Source organism: Streptomyces sp. A1136 (genome assembly GCF_004795055.1).
Lineage (GTDB): Bacteria > Actinomycetota > Actinomycetes > Streptomycetales > Streptomycetaceae > Streptomyces.
The window spans coordinates 137,971-156,799 of sequence record NZ_SSBJ01000002.1; the positions used below are offsets into that span (position 1 = coordinate 137,971).

The following is an 18,829-nucleotide window of genomic DNA, read 5'->3' on the forward strand; positions in this document are numbered from 1 at the left end:
GCGCTCATGAAGAGGGGGACACCCGTCGCTGTCGCGAATCCGGTGTCCCCCTCCTCGTACGGGCTGCTAGTCGCGGGCCGCGATCAGGTGCTCGGCGTGCTCCTGGAGGGAGCGGACGCCGACGTCGCCGCGGTTGAGCGCGTCGATGCCCTGGACGGCCGCGGCGAGCGCCTGGACCGTCGTCAGGCACGGGACGCCGCGCGCCACGGCCGCGGTACGGATCTCGTAGCCGTCGAGGCGGCCACCCGTGCCGTACGGCGTGTTGACGATCAGGTCGACCTGGCCGTCGTGGATCAGCTGGACGACGGTCTTCTCGCCGTCCGGGCCCTCGCCCTCGCTGAGCTTGCGCACGATGGTGGCGTTGATGCCGTTGCGGCGCAGCACCTCGGCGGTGCCGGAGGTGGCCATCAGCTCGAAGCCGTGGGCGACCAGCTCGCGCGCCGGGAAGATCATCGAGCGCTTGTCGCGGTTGGCGACGGAGATGAACGCCCGGCCCTTGGTGGGCAGCGGTCCGTAGGCGCCGGCCTGCGACTTGGCGTAGGCCGTGCCGAAGACCGTGTCGATGCCCATGACCTCGCCGGTGGAGCGCATCTCCGGGCCGAGGACGGTGTCGACGCCGCGGCCGTGGATGTCGCGGAAGCGCGACCACGGCATGACGGCCTCCTTGACGGAGATCGGCGCGTCCAGCGGCAGGGTTCCGCCGTCGCCGGTCTTCGGAAGCATGCCCTCGGCGCGCAGCTCCGCGATGGTGGAGCCGAGCGAGATGCGGGCGGCGGCCTTGGCGAGCGGCACCGCGGTCGCCTTCGAGGTGAAGGGGACGGTGCGCGACGCGCGGGGGTTGGCCTCCAGGACGTAGAGGATGTCACCCGCCATCGCGAACTGGATGTTGATCAGGCCGCGGACGCCGACGCCCTTGGCGATGGCCTCGGTGGAGGCGCGCAGGCGCTTGATGTCGTAGCCGCCGAGGGTGATCGGGGGCAGGGCGCAGGCCGAGTCGCCGGAGTGGATGCCGGCCTCCTCGATGTGCTCCATGACCCCACCGAGGTAGAGCTCGTTGCCGTCGTAGAGGGCGTCGACGTCGATCTCGATCGCGTCGTCGAGGAACCGGTCGACCAGCACGGGGCGGGTCGGGGAGATCTCGGTGGACTCGGCGATGTACGACTCCAGCCGGGTCTCGTCGTAGACGATCTCCATGCCGCGGCCGCCGAGCACGTACGAGGGACGGACCAGGACCGGGTAGCCGATCTCGTCGGCGATGGCCTTGGCGCCCGCGAAGGTGGTGGCGGTGCCGTGCTTGGGCGCGGGCAGGCCGGCCTCGGCGAGGACCTGGCCGAAGGCGCCGCGGTCCTCGGCGGCGTGGATGGCCTCGGGGGAGGTGCCGACGACGGGGACGCCGTTGTCCTTGAGCGCCTGGGCGAGACCGAGGGGGGTCTGGCCGCCGAGCTGGACGACGACGCCCGCGATCGGGCCGGCCAGCGACTCGGCGTGGACGATCTCCAGCACGTCTTCCAGCGTCAGCGGCTCGAAGTACAGGCGGTCGGAGGTGTCGTAGTCCGTGGAGACGGTCTCCGGGTTGCAGTTGACCATCACGGTCTCGTAGCCGGCGTCGCTGAGCGCGAAGGAGGCGTGGACGCAGGAGTAGTCGAACTCGATGCCCTGGCCGATGCGGTTGGGACCGGAGCCCAGGATGATCACCGCGGGCTTGGTGCGGGGCGCGACCTCGGACTCCTCGTCGTAGGACGAGTAGAAGTACGGGGTCTTCGCGGCGAACTCGGCGGCGCAGGTGTCGACCGTCTTGTAGACCGGGCGGACTCCCAACGCGTGGCGGACCTCGCGCACGACGTCCTCGCGCAGGCCGCGGATCTCGGCGATCTGGGCGTCGGAGAAGCCGTGGCGCTTGGCCTCGGCGAGCAGCTCGGGGTGGAGCTTCTCGGCGGCGGCCAGGTCGTCCGCGATCTCCTTGACGAGGAAGAGCTGGTCGACGAACCAGGGGTCGATCCTCGTGGACTCGAAGACCTCCTCCTGGGTGGCCCCGGCGCGGATGGCCTGCATGACGGTGTTGATGCGGCCGTCGGTCGGGCGGACGGCGGTGGCGAGGAGCTCGTCCTTGTCGCCGGGCTCGCCGACGAAGGTGAACTGCGAGCCCTTCTTCTCCAGCGAGCGCAGGGCCTTCTGCAGGGCCTCGGTGAAGTTGCGGCCGATGGCCATGGCCTCGCCGACCGACTTCATGGTGGTGGTGAGGGTGGCGTCGGCGGCCGGGAACTTCTCGAAGGCGAAGCGCGGGGCCTTGACGACGACGTAGTCGAGGGTCGGCTCGAAGGAGGCCGGCGTCTTCTCGGTGATGTCGTTGGGGACCTCGTCGAGCGTGTACCCGATGGCCAGCTTGGCGGCGATCTTGGCGATCGGGAAGCCGGTGGCCTTCGAGGCGAGGGCCGAGGAGCGCGAGACGCGCGGGTTCATCTCGATGACGATGACGCGGCCGTCGACCGGGTCGATCGCGAACTGGATGTTGCAGCCGCCGGTGTCGACGCCGACCTCGCGGATGATCGCGATGCCGATGTCGCGCAGGCGCTGGTACTCGCGGTCGGTCAGCGTCATCGCCGGGGCGACGGTGATCGAGTCGCCGGTGTGCACGCCCATCGGGTCGAAGTTCTCGATGGAGCAGACGACGACCACGTTGTCCTTGGTGTCGCGCATCAGCTCCAGCTCGTACTCCTTCCAGCCGAGGATGGACTCCTCCAGGAGCACCTCGGTGGTCGGGGAGAGCGTCAGGCCCTGGCCGGCGATGCGGCGCAGCTCCTCCTCGTCGTGGGCGAAGCCGGAGCCGGCGCCGCCCATGGTGAAGGAGGGGCGGACGACGACGGGGTAGCCGCCGAGCGTCTCCACGCCCTGGATGACGTCGTCCATCGAGTGGCAGATGACCGAGCGGGCGGACTCGCCGTAACCGATCTTGCCCTTGACGGCCTCGACGACGCCCTTGAAGAGGTCGCGGTCCTCGCCCTTGTTGATGGCCTCGACGTTGGCGCCGATCAGCTCGACGCCGTACTTCTCCAGCACCCCCTGCTCGTGCATGGAGATGGCCGTGTTCAGCGCGGTCTGGCCGCCGAGGGTGGGCAGGAGCGCGTCGGGGCGCTCCTTGGCGATGATCTTCTCGACGAACTCGGGGGTGATCGGCTCGACGTAGGTGGCGTCGGCGATCTCCGGGTCGGTCATGATCGTCGCCGGGTTGGAGTTCACCAGGATGACCCGCAGGCCCTCGGCCTTGAGGACGCGGCAGGCCTGGGTGCCGGAGTAGTCGAACTCGGCGGCCTGGCCGATGACGATCGGGCCGGAGCCGATGACCAGGACGGACTGGATATCGGTGCGCTTAGGCACGCTCGGCCTCCATCGGGACGGTGTTCATCAAAGACGTGAAGCGGTCGAAGAGGTACGCGGCGTCGTGCGGGCCGGCAGCCGCCTCGGGGTGGTACTGGACGGAGAAGGCCGGCTGGTCGAGCAGCTGGAGCCCTTCCACCACGTTGTCGTTGAGACAGAGGTGGGAGACCTCGGCGCGGCCGAAGGGGGTTTCGGAGACCTTGTCGAGGGGCGCGTCGACGGCGAAGCCGTGGTTGTGCGCGGTGATCTCGACCTTGCCGGTGGTGCGGTCCTGCACGGGCTGGTTGATCCCGCGGTGGCCGTACTTCAGCTTGTAGGTGCCGAAGCCGAGGGCGCGGCCGAGGATCTGGTTGCCGAAGCAGATGCCGAAGAGCGGCGTCTTGCGGGCGAGGACGCCCTGCATGACGGAGACCGCGTGGTCGGCGGTGGCCGGGTCGCCGGGGCCGTTGGAGAAGAACACGCCGTCCGGCTCGACCGCGTACACGTCCTCGACGGTGGCGGTGGCGGGCAGCACGTGCACCTCGATGCCGCGCTCGGCCATCCGCTGCGGGGTCATGCCCTTGATGCCGAGGTCGACGGCCGCCACGGTGAACTTCTTCTCGCCGATGGCGGGGACCACGTAGGCCTCCTTGGTGGCGACCTCGGCGGAGAGGTTCGCGCCCTTCATCTGCGGGGCGTCCTGGACCTTCGCCAGCAGTACGGCGTCGTCCATCACCGCCTCGCCGGAGAAGATGCCGACGCGCATGGCGCCGCGCTCGCGCAGGTGGCGGGTCAGGGCGCGGGTGTCGACTCCGCTGATGCCGACGACGCCCTGCGCGACGAGCTCCTCGTCCAGCGACCGGCGCGAGCGCCAGTTGGACGGGACGCGGGCGGGGTCGCGCACGACGTACCCGGAGACCCAGATGCGCGAGGACTCGGGGTCCTCGTCGTTGACGCCGGTGTTGCCCACGTGCGGGGCGGTCATCACGACGACCTGCCGGTGGTACGACGGGTCGGTGAGGGTCTCCTGGTAGCCGGTCATGCCGGTGGAGAACACGGCCTCGCCGAAGGTCTCCCCCACGGCGCCGTAGGCACGGCCGCGGAAGATCCGACCGTCCTCCAGGACGAGTACGGCGGGAGCTTTGGCTGCTCCCCTGGTGGAGGTCGTCATCGTTCGGCGCCTTCCGTCGTGATGGTTGGGTTCATGAGGTTGATGGCTTCGACCCAGGCGGCGTGTTCGGCCGCCCGGTCGGAGCGGAATCCGGAGTCGATCAGCTTGTCGCCGTGCGCCCAGGTGACGACGAGCAGACCGCCCTCGGTGAGTACCTTGCCCGCGATCCCCTTGTCGAGGCGGGCGCCGCGCAGCCGCGCGGCCGGTACGAAGAAGTCGGTGGCCCCCGGACGGACCACGTCGAGGCCCGCGTCGGTGAGCGTGAGCTCGACCCGGCTGCGCACCCCCAGGCCGTGCGCGACGATCCGGTCGAGCCACTGTCCGGCGGTGGTGGACCCGTGGTACCGGCCGGTCAGCGCCAGCCGGTGGGCGGGCAGACCGTCCGGGGCGGCGGGCAGCTCCGGCAGATCGCCCTGCAGGGTGCCGCGCCACTTCCAGCCCTGCCGCATCAGCCAGTAGACGAACGCGACGAAGACGAGCAGACCGATCACCCAGGCGATGCGGGCGCCCCAGTCCGTCACCTCCGCCGAGTGTCGTTCGGCGGCCTCGGCGGCCAGTTGGATTACTGCAGGTGTCACGCCAGCGTCCCGTCCACGACCGTTGCCCGGCCCCGCAGGAAGGTGTGAGTGACGCGCCCCGGCAGCTCACGGCCCTCGTAAGGCGTGTTGCGGCTGCGGGAGGCGAAGTGTGCGGGGTCCACGACACCACGGTACGAGGTATCGACCAAGGTCAGGTTCGCGGGTTCACCTGCCGAGACGGGCCGGCCGTGGTTCTCCAGGCCGCCGATGCGCGCCGGGGCGAAGGACATCCGCTGGGCCACGCCCGCCCAGTCGAGCAGACCGGTCTCCACCATCGTCTGCTGGACGACGGAGAGCGCGGTCTCCAGGCCGACCATGCCCATGGCGGCGGCGGCCCACTCGCAGTCCTTGTCCTCGTGCGGGTGCGGGGCGTGGTCGGTGGCGACGATGTCGATCGTGCCGTCGGCGAGCGCCTCGCGCAGGGCCGTCACGTCGCGCTCGGTGCGCAGCGGCGGGTTGACCTTGTAGACGGCGTTGTACGAGCGCACCAGCTCGTCGGTGAGGAGCAGGTGGTGCGGGGTGACCTCGGCGGTGACGTCGATGCCGCGGGACTTGGCCCAGCGGACGATCTCGACGGAGCCGGCGGTGGACAGGTGGCAGATGTGCACGCGGGAGCCGACGTGCTCGGCGAGGAGCACGTCACGGGCGATGATCGACTCCTCGGCGACGGCCGGCCAGCCGCCCAGACCCAGCTCGGCGGAGACGACGCCCTCGTTCATCTGGGCGCCCTCGGTGAGCCGGGGCTCCTGGGCGTGCTGCGCGACGACGCCGCCGAAGGCCTTCACGTACTCCAGGGCGCGCCGCATGATCACCGCGTCGTCCACGCACTTGCCGTCGTCGGAGAAGACGGTGACGTGCGCGGCGGAGTCGTGCATCGCGCCGAGTTCCGCGAGCTGCTTGCCCTCCAGGCCGACGGTGACGGCGCCGATGGGCTGTACGTCGCAGTAGCCGGACTCCTTGCCCAGGCGCCAGACCTGCTCGACGACACCGGCGGTGTCGGCGACCGGGAAGGTGTTCGCCATGGCGAAGACGGCCGTGTAACCGCCGGAGGCGGCGGCCCGGGTGCCGGTCAGGACGGTCTCGGAGTCCTCGCGGCCGGGCTCGCGCAGGTGGGTGTGCAGGTCGACCAGGCCCGGCAGGAGCACCTGGCCGGCGGCCTCGATGACGGTCGCGCCCTCGGCGGAGAGGTCCTGCCCGACCTCCGCGATGGTCTCGCCGTCGATCAGGACGTCCTGCGCCTCGCCACCGAGTACCTTCGCCCCGCGAATCAGGATCTTGCTCATGGTTACTTGCTCTCCTCGATACGGGGCGTTCCGGTGGTGGTGACGGCGGGCTCGAAGCCGCCGAGCAGCAGGTACAGGACGGCCATCCGGGTGGACACGCCGTTGGCGACCTGCTCGACGGCCGTGCAGCGGTCGGAGTCGGCGACCTCGGCGGTGATCTCCATGCCGCGGTTCATCGGGCCGGGGTGCATCACGATGGCGTGCCCGGGCATCTTGGCCATGCGGTCGCCGTCGAGCCCGTACCGGCGGGAGTACTCGCGCTCGGTCGGGAAGAAGGCGGCGTTCATGCGTTCGCGCTGCACACGAAGCATCATCACCGCGTCGGACTTCGGCAGCACCTCGTCCAGGTCGTAGGACACCTCGCACGGCCAGCTCTCGACGCCGATCGGGACCAGCGTCGGCGGGGCCACGACGGTGACCTGTGCGCCCAGCGTGTGCAGGAGCCGGACGTTGGAGCGGGCGACCCGGCTGTGCAGGACGTCGCCGACGATCGTGATCCGGCGGCCGTTCAGGTCCTTGCCGAGGCCCGCGTCGCGCCCCACGAGGCGGCGGCGCATGGTGAAGGCGTCGAGCAGGGCCTGGGTGGGGTGCTCGTGGGTGCCGTCGCCGGCGTTGATCACGGCCGAGTCGATCCAGCCGGAGGTGGCCAGGCGGTAGGGGGCGCCGGAGGCGTGGTGACGGATGACGACGGCGTCCGCGCCCATCGCCTCCAGGGTCAGCGCGGTGTCCTTCAGCGATTCGCCCTTGGAAACCGAGGAGCCCTTGGCGGAGAAGTTGATGACGTCCGCGGACAGCCGCTTGGCGGCCGCCTCGAAGGAGATCCGGGTGCGGGTCGAGTCCTCGAAGAAGAGGTTCACGACCGTGAGGCCGCGCAGGGTGGGAAGCTTCTTGATCGGCCGGTCCGCGACGCGGGCCATCTCCTCGGCGGTGTCGAGGATGAGGACGGCGTCGTCGCGGGTGAGGTCGGCGGCCGAGATGAGGTGGCGCTTCATCTGGGTGCTCCGTAGGTCGGGAGGGCAGGCAGGCGGGCTGTCTGGCGGGTGGCGCGGGCAGGGCAGGCTGCGGCTCGGGCACCCGTGGCGGGACCCGGACCGGTTCGGGCTACTGCTGCCCGGCCGCCCGGTCGGTCCGCTGGCCGAGCAGTACGGCGTCGCGGCCGTCCTCCTCCTGGAGCTGGACCTTGACGGTCTCCCGCAACGACGTGGGGAGGTTCTTGCCGACGTAGTCGGCGCGGATCGGCAGTTCGCGGTGGCCGCGGTCGACGAGGACCGCGAGCTGGACGGCGCGGGGGCGGCCGAGATCGCCGAGGGCGTCCAGGGCGGCGCGGATGGTGCGGCCGGAGAAGAGCACGTCGTCGACGAGGATGACCAGGCGGCCCTCGATGTCGTCGCCGGGGATCTCGGTGCGGCCGATCGCGCGGGCCGGCTTGAGCCGCAGGTCGTCGCGGTACATGGTGATGTCGAGGGAACCGACCGGGATCTTGGTACCGGTGATCTCCTCCAGCTTGGCGGCCAGCCGGCGGGCGAGGAAGACGCCGCGGGTGGGGATGCCGAGGAGCACCACGTCGTCGGCGCCCTTGGCGCGTTCGACGATCTCGTGGGCGATGCGGGTCAGTACCCGCGCGATGTCCTGGGCGTCCAGCACGGGACGCATGACATCGGAGCTCTGCTGGGTGTCCATGAAAAGGACCTCCTTCTCCGCCTCACGGGACGGACCTTAAAGGACGTCTGATGTTCGCCATCCACCGTAGCAGGGAGATGCTCCGGGTCCGTCCACCGGGCGCGGGTCGGGACCCCTCGTAAGTGGGGGTTCAAGAGCATTCGGCTTGACGCATCCAAGTAACGCTGCGTAACCTCACAGTGAGTTACCAGCCGCGCGGCGGAGCCGCTCGTGGTCATGCCGTCCATGTCGTCACAGCGTCACAGCGTCCGGGAGCGTTATGTCCAGCGAATACGCCAAACAGCTCGGGGCCAAGCTCCGCGCCATCCGCACCCAGCAGGGCCTTTCCCTCCATGGTGTCGAGGAGAAGTCCCAGGGCCGGTGGAAGGCCGTGGTGGTCGGTTCGTACGAGCGCGGGGACCGCGCCGTGACCGTCCAGCGCCTCGCCGAACTGGCGGACTTCTACGGGGTGCCGGTGCAGGAACTCCTGCCGGGCACCACCCCCGGCGGAGCGGCCGAGCCGCCGCCGAAGCTGCGGCTGGACCTGGAGCGGCTCGCGGGCGTGCCCGCCGAGAAGGCCGGCCCGCTGCAGCGTTACGCCGCGACGATCCAGAGCCAGCGCGGCGACTACAACGGCAAGGTGCTCTCGATCCGCCAGGACGACCTGCGCACCCTCGCCGTCATCTACGACCAGTCCCCCTCGGTCCTGACCGAGCAGCTCATCAGCTGGGGCGTGCTGGACGCGGACGCCCGGCGCGCCGTGGCCCACGAGGACATCTAGTCCCACCAGGAAACACACGTCCTCCCGGGCCCAGGCCCAGCAGAAACGTTACCGGCGGGTGCCGGACCCCCAGGGGTCCGGCACCCGCCGTTCGTATGGGGCACGTGCGCCGCGCTGGGCGGATCGGGCCGCCCACACGACGGAGGGCCCGCGACGCGTGACGCGCCGCGGGCCCTCCGTTCTCGCCGATCCGTCGCGACTACTCGCGGCGCAGGCTCGGCTTGAGGTCCTTGAACCTGCCGAGCAGCCCGTTCACGAACGAGGGCGACTCGTCCGTGGAGAACTCCTTGGCCAGCTGGACGGCCTCGTCGATCGCCACGGCGTCCGGGGTCTCGTCCACCCAGATCAGCTCGTACGCGCCGAGACGGACGATGTTCCGGTCGACGACCGGCATGCGGTCGAGGTCCCAGTCCACGGCGTAGGTGACGATCAGGTCGTCGATGCGGTTCACCTTGTCGGCGTACCCCTCGACAAGATCCATCGTGTAGGCGTTGACCGGCGGCTGCCGGTCGTCCGACCGCGCGTGGCGGATCCAGTCCGCGAGGACCTCGCGCACGGGCACACCGCGCTGGTCGGCCTCGAAGAGGATCTGGAAAGCGCGCTTTCGCGCGTTGCTCCGGGCAGCCACGGTTAGCTGTTCACCCGGCCGAGGTAGTCGCTGGTGCGGGTGTCGACCTTGATCTTCTCGCCGGTGGTGACGAAGAGCGGGACCTGGATCTCGTGGCCCGTCTCCAGCGTCGCCGGCTTGGTGCCACCGGTCGAGCGGTCGCCCTGGACGCCCGGGTCGGTGTGCTGGATGACCAGCTCGACGGCGGCCGGGAGCTCGACGTAGAGCACCTCGCCCTCGTGGCGGGCCACGGAGGCGGTGAAGCCCTCGATGAGGAAGTTGGCGGCGTCGCCGACGACCTTGCGGTCGACCATCAGCTGGTCGTAGGTCTCCATGTCCATGAAGACGAAGTAGTCGCCGTCCATGTACGAGAACTGCATGTCACGGCGGTCGATGGTGGCCGTCTCGACCTTGGTGCCGGCGTTGAACGTCTTGTCGACGACCTTGCCGGAAAGCACGTGCTTGAGCTTGGTGCGCACGAAGGCCGGGCCCTTGCCGGGCTTGACGTGCTGGAACTCGACGACGGACCAGAGCTGGCCCCCGTCGAGCTTCAGCACCATGCCGTTCTTGAGGTCGTTCGTGGAAGCCACGGTTGCGGAATCTCCTGCACTGGAAGACCACGGGTGCGCGCACAGCCCGGCCGAGCGGGCTACAGCGCGAGCAGTTCCTTGGTCGTAATGGTGAGTAGCTCTGGACCGCCGTCCGCCTCGGGGCGCACGACGAGCGTGTCATCGATCCGGACACCTCCCCGGCCCGGGAGGTGAACCCCCGGTTCGACGGTGACCGGCACGCAAGCGTCCAGTTTACCCATGGCCGTAGGTGCAAGCTGCGGGTCCTCGTCGATTTCGAGGCCCACGCCGTGTCCGGTGGACGCGGCCAGCGCCTCGCCGTAGCCCGCGGAGTCGAGTACCGAGCGCGCCGCGTGGTCGACGTCGCGGTGGGCGGCGCCCGGGACGAGGGCCTCCCGGCCCGCCCGCTGGGCGGCGAAGACGAGGTCGTACAGCTCGATCTGCCATGCGGCCGGGGTGGTGCCGATCACGAACGTACGACCGATCTCGCAGCGGTAGCCCCGGTAGTTCGCGCCGAGGCACACGGAGAGGAAGTCGCCCTCCTCGACCCGGCGGTCGGAGGGCCGGTGCCGGGAGCGGCCTGAGTGGGGGCCGGTGCCGACGGAGGTGGGGAAGGCAGGGCCGTCCGCCCCGTGGTCGACGAGTCTGCGTTCCAGCTCCAGCGCGAGGTGGCGCTCGGTGCGGCCGACGAGGATCGACTCCAGGAGCTCGCCGAGGGCCTGGTCGGCGATCTCGGCGGCGATCCGCAGACAGGCGATCTCCTCCTCGTCCTTGACGAGCCGCAGTTGTTCCACGGCGAGCCCGAGGTCCGCCAGGCGCAGCTTCGGCGCGACGGAGTGCAGGGCCCGGTGCCGGACGACGGTGAGGTGGTGCTCCTCGACCGCGAGGGAGTCCGCCCGGGCGGAGGCGGCCAGATCGGCGGCGGCCACGGCCGGGTCCCCGCCGGGGGAGCCCAGCACCGTGACCCGAAGCCGCTCGTCGAGGCGTCCCTCGTCGTTCTCTCCGGTCGGCGCGCCGCCGCAGAACAGCGCGTCCTCGGCCGGACCGACCAGCAGGACGGCTCCCGGCGGGGAGGCCCCGGTGAGGTAGCGGACGTTGGCCGGACGCGTGATCAGCGCGGCGGCGTTGCCCGCGGCGGCGCAGCGGTCGCGAAGCAGGGCCCGACGGGCCGCGTACACGTCTGACATGTATTCGAGCGTACGAGCGCACCGCCGATCCGGCCTGACGAGCGCCGCCGTACGGGGCCGTCAGTAGGCGGGCGAGCCGATGACGCGGGCCAGGGTCTCGTCGAGCGCGCGGGCCGTGCCCTCGACGTCGAGCTGGGAGTTGTCGATGATCGGCAGGCCCGATCCGTACCAGCCGGCCATCCGCCCGTGGATGCGGGCGACCTCCTCGTCGGAGAGCCGGCGATTGCCGGAGCGGGCCGCGTTGCGCTCCAGTACGACCTCCAGTCCGGGCAGGAGGACCACCGGCAGCAGCGCGGGACCGACGTGCCGCTTCCAGCCGCCCAGCCCCACCACGGGCCGGTCCGGGAACACGGCGTCGTCCAGGATGCAGGAGATGCCGTTCGCCAGGAAGTTGCGGGCGGCGAAGCCGCAGGTGCGGCGGGCGAGGCGGTATTGGGCCTCGGAGTGGTCGTTCCAGCCCGCCTGGGGGTCCGCGAAGCCCGAGCACACCCACTCGCGGACATCGTCCAGACTGACGTGCGCGGTCGGCACCGGCCGGGTGGCGGCCCAATGGCGGGCCACGGTGGTCTTGCCCGCGCCCGCCGGGCCGATCAGCAGCACCGCGAGGGTGGCCGCGCCGGTACCGGGGGCGACGGCGGGCGGCAGCGGGATGTGCCCGGTGGCCTCCGGCGACGGCGCCTGCGCGGGCGGCAGGGGAACGTATCCGCTCTCGGCCGCCGGCGGCCCCGGGGGCGGAGTCGGCTGTCCGGCTCCCGGCCAGCCCGGCGCGGGGGGTATCGGGGGCTGCGGGGGCGTCTGCTGATGCTGTCCGGGCTGCCCCCAGCCGCCGGCCCCCACTCCTTGCTGCATCCGCTGCCACTCCGTCTCGTTTCCGGCGACTGATGCGAGAACGTTATCTGACCGCGGGCCGCGTCCCGGCCACCCCCGAGGCCGTGACGCGCGCCGGGGACGGCCGGGACCGACGGCTCAGGCGTCGACTTCCTCCGCCAGTGCCCGCAGCGCCAGCCGGTACGAGCCGATGCCGAAGCCCGCCACCGTACCCGTGGCCACCGAGGCGATGACCGACGTGTGACGGAACTGCTCACGGGCGTACGGGTTGGAGATGTGCACCTCGATCAGCGGGGCGGTGCGCTGCGCTGCCGCGTCCCGCATCGCGTACGAGTAGTGCGTGAACGCCCCCGGGTTGATCACGACCGGGATCTTGCCGTCCGCCGCCTCGTGCAACCAGCGCACCAGCTCGCCCTCGTCGTTGGTCTCGCGGACCTCGACGTCGAAACCGAGTTCCCCGCCCAGCGCGCGGCAGCTCTCCACCAGCCCGGCGTACGAGGTGGCCCCGTACACGTCGGGCTCCCGCGAGCCGAGCCGGCCCAGGTTCGGGCCGTTCAGGACCAGGACGCGCCGGCTCACGCGGCGACCTCGCCGAAGGCGGCGAACAGCACCGCCGGGTCCGGCCCCTCCAGGACCGTCGGCTTGGCCAGCCCGTCGAGCACGATGAAGCGCAGCAGGTCGCCCCGGGACTTCTTGTCGAGCTTCATGGTCTCCAGCAGCTTGGGCCACTGGTCGCCCCGGTAGGTCAGCGGCAGCCCGACGGAGGCGAGCACCGCCTTGTGCCGGTCGGCGGTCGCGTCGTCCAGTCGGCCCGCGAGCCGGCCGAGTTCGGCGGCGAAGACCATGCCGACGGAGACGGCCGCGCCGTGGCGCCACTTGTAGCGCTCGTTCTTCTCGATGGCGTGCGCGAGCGTGTGGCCGTAGTTGAGGATCTCCCGCAGTCCGGCTTCCTTGAGGTCGTCGGAGACCACGTCCGCCTTGACCCGGATCGAGCGCACGACGAGCTCGGCGGTGTGCGGGCCGGCGGGCGTGCGGGCGGCCTCGGGGTCCGCCTCGATCAGGTCGAGGATCACCGGGTCCGAGATGAACCCGGCCTTGATGATCTCGGCGAGGCCGCTGACGTAGTCGTGGACCGGCAGCGAGTCCAGGGCCGCGAGGTCGCAGAGCACCCCGGCGGGCGGGTGGAAGGCGCCGACGAGGTTCTTGCCCTCGGCGGTGTTGATGCCGGTCTTGCCGCCGACGGCCGCGTCCACCATGGCCAGCACGGTGGTCGGGACCGCGATCCAGCGCACACCGCGCAGCCAGCTCGCCGCGACGAATCCCGCGAGGTCGGTGGTGGCCCCGCCGCCGACGCCCACGATGACGTCGGTGCGGGTGAACCCGGACTGCCCGAGCGCCTTCCAGCAGTACGCCGCGACCTCGACGGTCTTGGCCTCCTCGGCGTTCGGCACCTGGATGGCGACGGCCTCGTAGCCCTGCGCCGCCAGGTCGTCGCGCAGCGCCTCGCCCGTCGAGGCCAGCGCCTCGGGGTGGATCACGGCCACGCGCCGGGCCTTCGTACCGATCAGCGTGCCGAGCTCGCCGAGCAGCTGCCGGCCGACCAGCACGTCGTACGCGTCGTGCCCGGCGCTCGCGCCGACGTTGATCCGCGTCACCTGGTCTGTCATACGTCCTTCAACTCCAGAGCGTCGAGGACCGCTTGGGCGACCTCTTCGGGGGTGCGGTCGTCGGTGGTCACCACGACGCGCGCGACTTCGGTGTACAGGTGGCGGCGGGCGTCCATCAGCTCGCGCCACTGGCGGCGCGGGTTGACGGCGAGCAGCGGGCGCGCGGCGCCGAGGCCGACGCGCCGTACCGCTTCCTCGACGTCCATCGACAGGTAGGCGACGGGCAGCCCGGCGAGCAGCTCGCGGGTGCCGGCGTCGAGGATCGCCCCGCCGCCGAGGGCGAGCACACCGGTGTGCCCGGCGACGGCGGCCGCGACCGCCTGCCGCTCCAGCTCACGGAAGTACGGCTCGCCCTCGTCGACGAAGATGTCGGCGATCTCCCGGCCCTGGGCCGCGACGATGTCGGCGTCCGTGTCCCGGTAGGGGACGCCGAGCCGCTCGGCGAGGAGTCCGCCCACCGTGGACTTGCCGGAGCCCATGGGCCCGACGAGGACGATCAGGGGTCCGCCGGTCACCGGATCTGCAGGTTGTCGAGGTACGCGCGGACGTTGCGACGGGTCTCGGGGACGGAGTCGCCGCCGAACTTCTCCACGACGGCGTCGGCGAGGACCAGCGCGACCATGGCCTCCGCGACGATGCCGGCGGCCGGGACGGCACAGACGTCCGAGCGCTGGTGGTGGGCGACGGTGGCCTCGCCGGTGGCGACGTCGACGGTGGCGAGCGCGCGCGGCACGGTCGCGATGGGCTTCATCGCGGCGCGCACCCGCAGCAGCTCGCCGGTGGTCAGGCCGCCCTCGGTGCCGCCGGAGCGGCCGGTGGTGCGCCTCAGGCCCTCGGGGGTGGCGACGATCTCGTCGTGGGCCTGGGAGCCGGGCACGCGGGCCAGGTCGAAGCCGTCGCCGACCTCGACGCCCTTGATGGCCTGGATGCCCATGAGCGCGGCCGCGAGGCGCGCGTCGAGACGGCGGTCCCAGTGCACGTGGGAGCCGAGGCCGACGGGGACCCCGTACGCCAGCACCTCCACGACGCCGCCGAGGGTGTCACCGTCCTTGTGGGCCTGGTCGATCTCGGCGACCATCGCCTTGGAGGCGTCGGCGTCGAGGCACCGCACCGGGTCGGCGTCGAGCTTCTCGACGTCGGCGGGGGTCGGGTAGACGCCGTACGGGGCCTTGGCGGCGGCGAGTTCGACCACGTGGGAGACGATCTCGATACCGGCGGTCTCCTTGATGAAGGACCGGGCGATCGCGCCGAGGGCCACGCGGGCGGCCGTCTCACGGGCGCTGGCGCGCTCCAGGATCGGGCGGGCCTCGTCGAAGCCGTACTTCTGCATGCCGGCGAGGTCGGCGTGGCCGGGGCGCGGGCGGGTCAGCGGCGCGTTACGGCCGGTGTCCTTGAGCAGCGAGGGGTCCACCGGGTCGGCCGACATGACCGTCTCCCACTTGGGCCACTCGGTGTTGCCCACCATGACGGCGATCGGGGACCCGAGGGAGAGCCCGTGGCGGACGCCGCCGAGGAAGGTGATCTCGTCCTGCTCGAACTTCATCCGGGCACCGCGGCCATAGCCGAGCCGGCGCCTGGCCAGGTGGTCGGCCACCAGCTCGGTGGTGACCGGGACGCCGGCGGGAAGGCCCTCCAGCGTCGCCACCAGGGCCGGTCCGTGCGACTCTCCCGCGGTCAGCCAACGCAACCTGCTCAACGATGCTCCTCATGCTCGCGCCTGGTACAGCCACGGCGCGATCTGGGTGCGCGGCCCGGACCCGCCGTACCCGATCCTCCCACGTCCGCGCCCGTACACCGCGCTCCGGTCCAGCTATCGGACGGCAGGGCCTAGCGCGCGGCCAGTGCGCCCTCGCCGGCGGCCCGCATGACGGCGAGGGGGCCGGGGGCGCGGCCGGTCATCTGCTCGACCTGGAGCACCGCCTGGTGGACGAGCAGGTCGAGACCGCCGACCAGTGCGCCGCCCCGGCCGGACCAGGCGGCGGCCAGCGCCGTGGGCCAGGGGTCGTAGAGGACGTCGAACAGGGTGCCGGGGGCGGTGGGCACGGCGGGGGCCAGTTCGTCCGTGGCTCCGGCCGGGGTGGTCGCGATGACCAGCGGCGCGCCCAGCGCCTCGGCCGCGCGCGACCAGTCGGCCGTACGGACGTCGACGCCGAGCCGCTCGCCCCACTGCCGCATCTCGTCGGCCCTGGCGGGCGAGCGGACGTACGCGGTGACCTCGCCGGCGCAGATCCGGGCGAGCGCGGCCAGAGCCGAGGAGGCGGTGGCGCCGGCGCCGAGGATCGCGGCGGCCGGGACCTTGTCGACGCCGCGCTCGTGCAGCGCGGCCACGATGCCGGGGATGTCGGTGTTGTCGCCGAGGCGGCGGCCGTCCTGGGTGAGGACGACGGTGTTGACGGCCTCGACGGAGGCCGCGGTGTCACTGACGGCGTCGAGCAACGGCATGACGGCCCGCTTCAGCGGCATGGTCAGGGACAGCCCCGCCCATTCGGGCCCCAGGCCGGCCAGGAACCCGGGCAGCGCCGCCTCGTCGATCTCGAACCGGTCGTAGGACCAGTCGGCGAGGCCGAGCTCCCGGTACGCGGCGCGGTGGAGCACCGGTGAGAGGGAGTGCTCGATGGGCGAACCCAGCACCGCGGCCCGCCGCACTGTCGGCTGCAATTGCGTCGCCCCTCTCGCGTGGGCCCCGCGTGCCCGCGCGGCCGGCCGGGCCTGCCCCGGGCGCGCAAAACAGTACCCCAGCCCTCGCACCGCGAGGGCGACGGCCCTCGCCGCCCCCGACGCGGGGTCCGGGGGCGGCGAGGGGCGGTGCGCGGGAGACGTCGAGGAGCCGGGCCTACTGCCCCGTCTTCTGACGCTCCTTCTCGTACTCGGCGCGGTTGCGGTTCTGCTCCTCGTTGGTCACCGCGTACAGGGTCTTGTTCTCGTTGACGGAGACGAAGTAGTACCAGGGACCGGGCTCGGGGTTGATCGCGGCCCTGAGCGACTCCGCGCCCGGGTTGCCGATCGGACCGGCGGGCAGGCCCTTGATCCGGTAGGTGTTGTACGGGTCGTCGATCTTGCGCAGGTCGTTGACGGACCCGATGTCCAGGGTGCTCTGGCCCTTCATGTAGTTGACCGTGGAGTCGAAGTCGAGCAGGCCGTACGTCTCGGTGTTGCCGGGCTTGAGGCGGTTGTAGACGACCCGGGAGATCTTGACGAAGTCGTGCGGGTACTTGCCCTCGGCCTGGACGAGGCTCGCGACGGTGACCAGTTCCAGCGGGCTCTTGAGACCCAGCTTGGCGGCCTGGCCCTTGACGTCGGACTTCGTGTACTCCTCGTTCGCCCGCGCCACCATCTGCTTGAGCAGCGCGTCCGGCTTCATGTCCTTGGTGAGGTCGTACCGCGCCGGGTAGAGGAATCCTTCCAGCGGGTCCTTGATGTCCTTGTTGGTGTTCGCCCAGTCCGGCAGTCCGAGGTTCTTGAACTCCTTGCCGGCGACGCTCTTCGTCGTGCCTTCCTGGAGGCCGAGCTTCTTGTCGATGGCGTCGTAGATCTGGACGTTGCGGGAGCCCTCGGCGATCGTCAGGACGTTCAGCTTCGAGGGGTCCGTCATCAGCGCGACGGCGGCGGCGGCGGACATCTTCTTCTTCAGCGGGTAGGTACCCGGCTGGATGCCCTTGCCCTTGGGGGTGTTCGCGGCGCTCACGAACGCCTTGGCGCTCGCGACCACCCCGGCCTTCTCCAGGATGCTGCCCATCTGGCCGAGGGTGGCGCCCTTGGGGATCTCGACGTCGACCGTCTCTTCGAGGCCCGAGCCCGCGTAGTCCTCGCCCGGGCCGTACCGCTCCTTGATGAAGGTGTAGCCGTAGTAGCCGCCACCGCCGAGGACCGCCGTGACAACCACGGCCGCGACCAGGCAGGACACGCCCCTGCGTCTGGGTTTCGCCTTCTTCGAACGGCCCGCGCGGCGGCCACCGCCGCCGGGACGGCCGTCGTCGTCGCCCGCGGGGAGCTCGGAATCCTCCTCGGGGTCCTCCGCGAGGACATCGGCGTCCTGGCTCCCCGGCTCCGGCTCCAGGTGGCGCCGGCTCGGGGGAACCGGCGGCGGGAACGCCTCCGGGGTGCCGTACAGGTCGGGGGCCTCGCCGGGGAAGCCGCCGCCGGTCTGCTGGGCGTACGGCTCCGCACCCGCGTACGGGTCCACGGGAGCGGGCGCCCCGGCGTACTGGGCTTGGCCGGTGTCCCACGGCTGGGCCCCGTACGCCGGCTGCGGCTGGTCGTTCTGCTGGTACTGCTGGTGCGGGAGGTAGCCCTCCTGCGGGACCTGCCGGTACTGCTGCTGGAACTGGTCCGGGTGCTGCTGTTGCTGCTGGTGTTGCTGCTCGTACTGCTGCGGGTCCTGGAACTGGGGGTCCTGGTGCTGCGGCGCCTGCGCGTACTGCTCCTGCGGACCACCGGCGTAAGGCATCGGACCCTGCTGGGCCGGATGCCCGTTCCACCCCTGGTCCCCGTACAAGGGGTCCTCGGGGTGCCACGGTTCGGGGGCGCGGCCCCGGCCATACTCAGTCATCGATCCCCTAGAGCCGCGAGACGGAGGCAGCGGCTCGACGCCACGGCACCCGGTTCCGCCTCTGAAGTGGTGGGCGACGGCTGTTCGAATGCCGCCACATCGCGCGGAACGTTACCGTATCGCGATCAGACAACCACTTCGACGCACTCACCGGGCGGATTACCTGATACCCGTTCGGTCTCAAGAGCGTTCTGAAGGATCACCACGGCGGCCGCCTGATCGATGACCGCCCGCCCCTTCTTGGCGTTCTTCCCGGAGGCCCGCAGCCCCTGGGCGGCGGTGACCGTGGTCATCCGCTCGTCCACCAGACGGACCGTCACCGGCTTGATGCCCTTGGCGAGTTCGGTGGCGAAGACGCGCACCTTGGCCGCGGCCGGCCCCTCCCGCCCGCTGAGCGAGCGGGGGAGGCCGACCACCACTTCGAGCGGCTCGTACTCCTGCACGAGCTGCCGCAGCCGCCGGTGTGCGAACGGGATGTCCCGACCGGGCACTGTTTCCACCGGTGTGGCCAACACCCCGTCGGGGTCGCAGGAAGCGACCCCGATCCGGGCGTCCCCGACGTCGATGGCCAGTCGGCGGCCGCGGCGCAGTGTCAT

18 protein-coding genes are annotated in these 18,829 nt (G+C 71.4%); 1 reads left to right on the plus strand and 17 read right to left on the minus strand.

Translation table 11 applies throughout. The features are described 5' to 3' along the window. Positions 1–66: 66 nt before the first annotated feature. From carB to pyrR, 6 genes are all read right to left on the minus strand, one after another. Complete coding sequence (carB, locus tag E6R62_RS02525) at positions 67–3,375, minus strand: carbamoyl-phosphate synthase large subunit (RefSeq protein WP_136210890.1); 3,309 nt, start codon at positions 3,373–3,375, stop codon at positions 67–69. Continuing rightward, on the minus strand, positions 3,368–4,525 hold the full coding sequence (gene carA / locus E6R62_RS02530; RefSeq protein WP_136210892.1) for a glutamine-hydrolyzing carbamoyl-phosphate synthase small subunit: 1,158 nt from the start codon (positions 4,523–4,525) through the stop codon (positions 3,368–3,370). The genes carB and carA overlap by 8 nt, the downstream gene beginning before the upstream one ends. After that, positions 4,522–5,103: a hypothetical protein gene (locus E6R62_RS02535; RefSeq protein ID WP_136210894.1), complete on the minus strand. Its 582-nt coding sequence runs from the start codon at positions 5,101–5,103 to the stop codon at positions 4,522–4,524. Before E6R62_RS02535 ends, carA begins: the two co-directional genes overlap by 4 nt. Next, positions 5,100–6,386 (minus strand): dihydroorotase, encoded by a 1,287-nt coding sequence (locus E6R62_RS02540; RefSeq protein WP_136210896.1) that lies wholly within the window; start codon positions 6,384–6,386, stop codon positions 5,100–5,102. Before E6R62_RS02540 ends, E6R62_RS02535 begins: the two co-directional genes overlap by 4 nt. Before the next feature lie 2 nt (positions 6,387–6,388). Continuing rightward, positions 6,389–7,378: an aspartate carbamoyltransferase catalytic subunit gene (locus E6R62_RS02545; protein WP_136210898.1), complete on the minus strand. Its 990-nt coding sequence runs from the start codon at positions 7,376–7,378 to the stop codon at positions 6,389–6,391. Between the two features lie 109 nt (positions 7,379–7,487). Continuing rightward, positions 7,488–8,066: a bifunctional pyr operon transcriptional regulator/uracil phosphoribosyltransferase PyrR gene (gene pyrR, locus E6R62_RS02550; protein ID WP_136210900.1), complete on the minus strand. Its 579-nt coding sequence runs from the start codon at positions 8,064–8,066 to the stop codon at positions 7,488–7,490. A 259-nt stretch (positions 8,067–8,325) separates the two neighbouring features. Between pyrR and bldD the strand changes: the two genes are divergently transcribed. Further along, positions 8,326–8,826, plus strand: coding sequence for a transcriptional regulator BldD (gene bldD / locus E6R62_RS02555; RefSeq protein ID WP_007263032.1), 501 nt, complete (start codon positions 8,326–8,328; stop codon positions 8,824–8,826). Between the two features lie 199 nt (positions 8,827–9,025). On the opposite strand, the gene nusB is transcribed toward bldD, so the two are convergent. The 11 genes from nusB to ruvX form a co-directional block, all read right to left on the minus strand. Then, positions 9,026–9,454 carry a transcription antitermination factor NusB gene (gene nusB, locus E6R62_RS02560; RefSeq protein WP_136210902.1) on the minus strand — a complete coding sequence of 143 codons (429 nt, stop codon included), beginning with the start codon at positions 9,452–9,454 and terminating at the stop codon, positions 9,026–9,028. 2 nt (positions 9,455–9,456) lie between these two features. Then, positions 9,457–10,023 carry an elongation factor P gene (gene efp, locus E6R62_RS02565; RefSeq protein WP_136210904.1) on the minus strand — a complete coding sequence of 189 codons (567 nt, stop codon included), beginning with the start codon at positions 10,021–10,023 and terminating at the stop codon, positions 9,457–9,459. Positions 10,024–10,082: 59 nt separating this feature from the next. After that, positions 10,083–11,189: an aminopeptidase P family protein gene (locus tag E6R62_RS02570; RefSeq protein WP_136210906.1), complete on the minus strand. Its 1,107-nt coding sequence runs from the start codon at positions 11,187–11,189 to the stop codon at positions 10,083–10,085. 60 nt (positions 11,190–11,249) lie between these two features. After that, on the minus strand, positions 11,250–12,038 hold the full coding sequence (locus E6R62_RS02575; RefSeq protein ID WP_136210908.1) for an AAA family ATPase: 789 nt from the start codon (positions 12,036–12,038) through the stop codon (positions 11,250–11,252). 117 nt (positions 12,039–12,155) lie between these two features. Next, a complete protein-coding gene (aroQ, locus tag E6R62_RS02580; protein ID WP_136210910.1) occupies positions 12,156–12,596 on the minus strand; it encodes a type II 3-dehydroquinate dehydratase in 441 nt (146 codons plus the stop codon). Next, positions 12,593–13,684 carry a 3-dehydroquinate synthase gene (aroB, locus tag E6R62_RS02585; RefSeq protein ID WP_136210912.1) on the minus strand — a complete coding sequence of 364 codons (1,092 nt, stop codon included), beginning with the start codon at positions 13,682–13,684 and terminating at the stop codon, positions 12,593–12,595. Before aroB ends, aroQ begins: the two co-directional genes overlap by 4 nt. Continuing rightward, positions 13,681–14,199 carry a shikimate kinase gene (locus E6R62_RS02590; RefSeq protein WP_136210914.1) on the minus strand — a complete coding sequence of 173 codons (519 nt, stop codon included), beginning with the start codon at positions 14,197–14,199 and terminating at the stop codon, positions 13,681–13,683. Before E6R62_RS02590 ends, aroB begins: the two co-directional genes overlap by 4 nt. After that, on the minus strand, positions 14,196–15,380 hold the full coding sequence (aroC, locus tag E6R62_RS02595) for a chorismate synthase (RefSeq protein WP_136210916.1): 1,185 nt from the start codon (positions 15,378–15,380) through the stop codon (positions 14,196–14,198). The genes E6R62_RS02590 and aroC overlap by 4 nt, the downstream gene beginning before the upstream one ends. Positions 15,381–15,511: 131 nt before the next feature. After that, entirely contained in the window at positions 15,512–16,342 is an 831-nt protein-coding gene (locus E6R62_RS02600; protein ID WP_136210918.1) for a shikimate dehydrogenase, read from the minus strand. A 175-nt stretch (positions 16,343–16,517) separates the two neighbouring features. Beyond that, a complete protein-coding gene (mltG, locus tag E6R62_RS02605; protein WP_136210920.1) occupies positions 16,518–18,233 on the minus strand; it encodes an endolytic transglycosylase MltG in 1,716 nt (571 codons plus the stop codon). A gap of 125 nt (positions 18,234–18,358) precedes the next feature. Beyond that, positions 18,359–18,829: a Holliday junction resolvase RuvX gene (gene ruvX, locus E6R62_RS02615; protein ID WP_136210922.1), complete on the minus strand. Its 471-nt coding sequence runs from the start codon at positions 18,827–18,829 to the stop codon at positions 18,359–18,361.

What these genes read in the sequence shown, in the direction of transcription:
- carA (WP_136210892.1), bottom strand. Translation starts at nt 4,525, where the DNA reads ATGACGACCTCCACCAGGGGAGCAGCCAAAGCTCCCGCCGTACTCGTC.
- E6R62_RS02540 (WP_136210896.1), bottom strand. Translation starts at nt 6,386, where the DNA reads ATGAGCAAGATCCTGATTCGCGGGGCGAAGGTACTCGGTGGCGAGGCG.
- E6R62_RS02545 (WP_136210898.1), bottom strand. Translation starts at nt 7,378, where the DNA reads ATGAAGCGCCACCTCATCTCGGCCGCCGACCTCACCCGCGACGACGCC.
- pyrR (WP_136210900.1), bottom strand. Translation starts at nt 8,066, where the DNA reads ATGGACACCCAGCAGAGCTCCGATGTCATGCGTCCCGTGCTGGACGCC.
- bldD (WP_007263032.1), top strand. Translation starts at nt 8,326, where the DNA reads ATGTCCAGCGAATACGCCAAACAGCTCGGGGCCAAGCTCCGCGCCATC.
- E6R62_RS02570 (WP_136210906.1), bottom strand. Translation starts at nt 11,189, where the DNA reads ATGTCAGACGTGTACGCGGCCCGTCGGGCCCTGCTTCGCGACCGCTGC.
- E6R62_RS02575 (WP_136210908.1), bottom strand. Translation starts at nt 12,038, where the DNA reads ATGCAGCAAGGAGTGGGGGCCGGCGGCTGGGGGCAGCCCGGACAGCAT.
- aroB (WP_136210912.1), bottom strand. Translation starts at nt 13,684, where the DNA reads ATGACAGACCAGGTGACGCGGATCAACGTCGGCGCGAGCGCCGGGCAC.
- mltG (WP_136210920.1), bottom strand. Translation starts at nt 18,233, where the DNA reads ATGACTGAGTATGGCCGGGGCCGCGCCCCCGAACCGTGGCACCCCGAG.
- ruvX (WP_136210922.1), bottom strand. Translation starts at nt 18,829, where the DNA reads ATGACACTGCGCCGCGGCCGCCGACTGGCCATCGACGTCGGGGACGCC.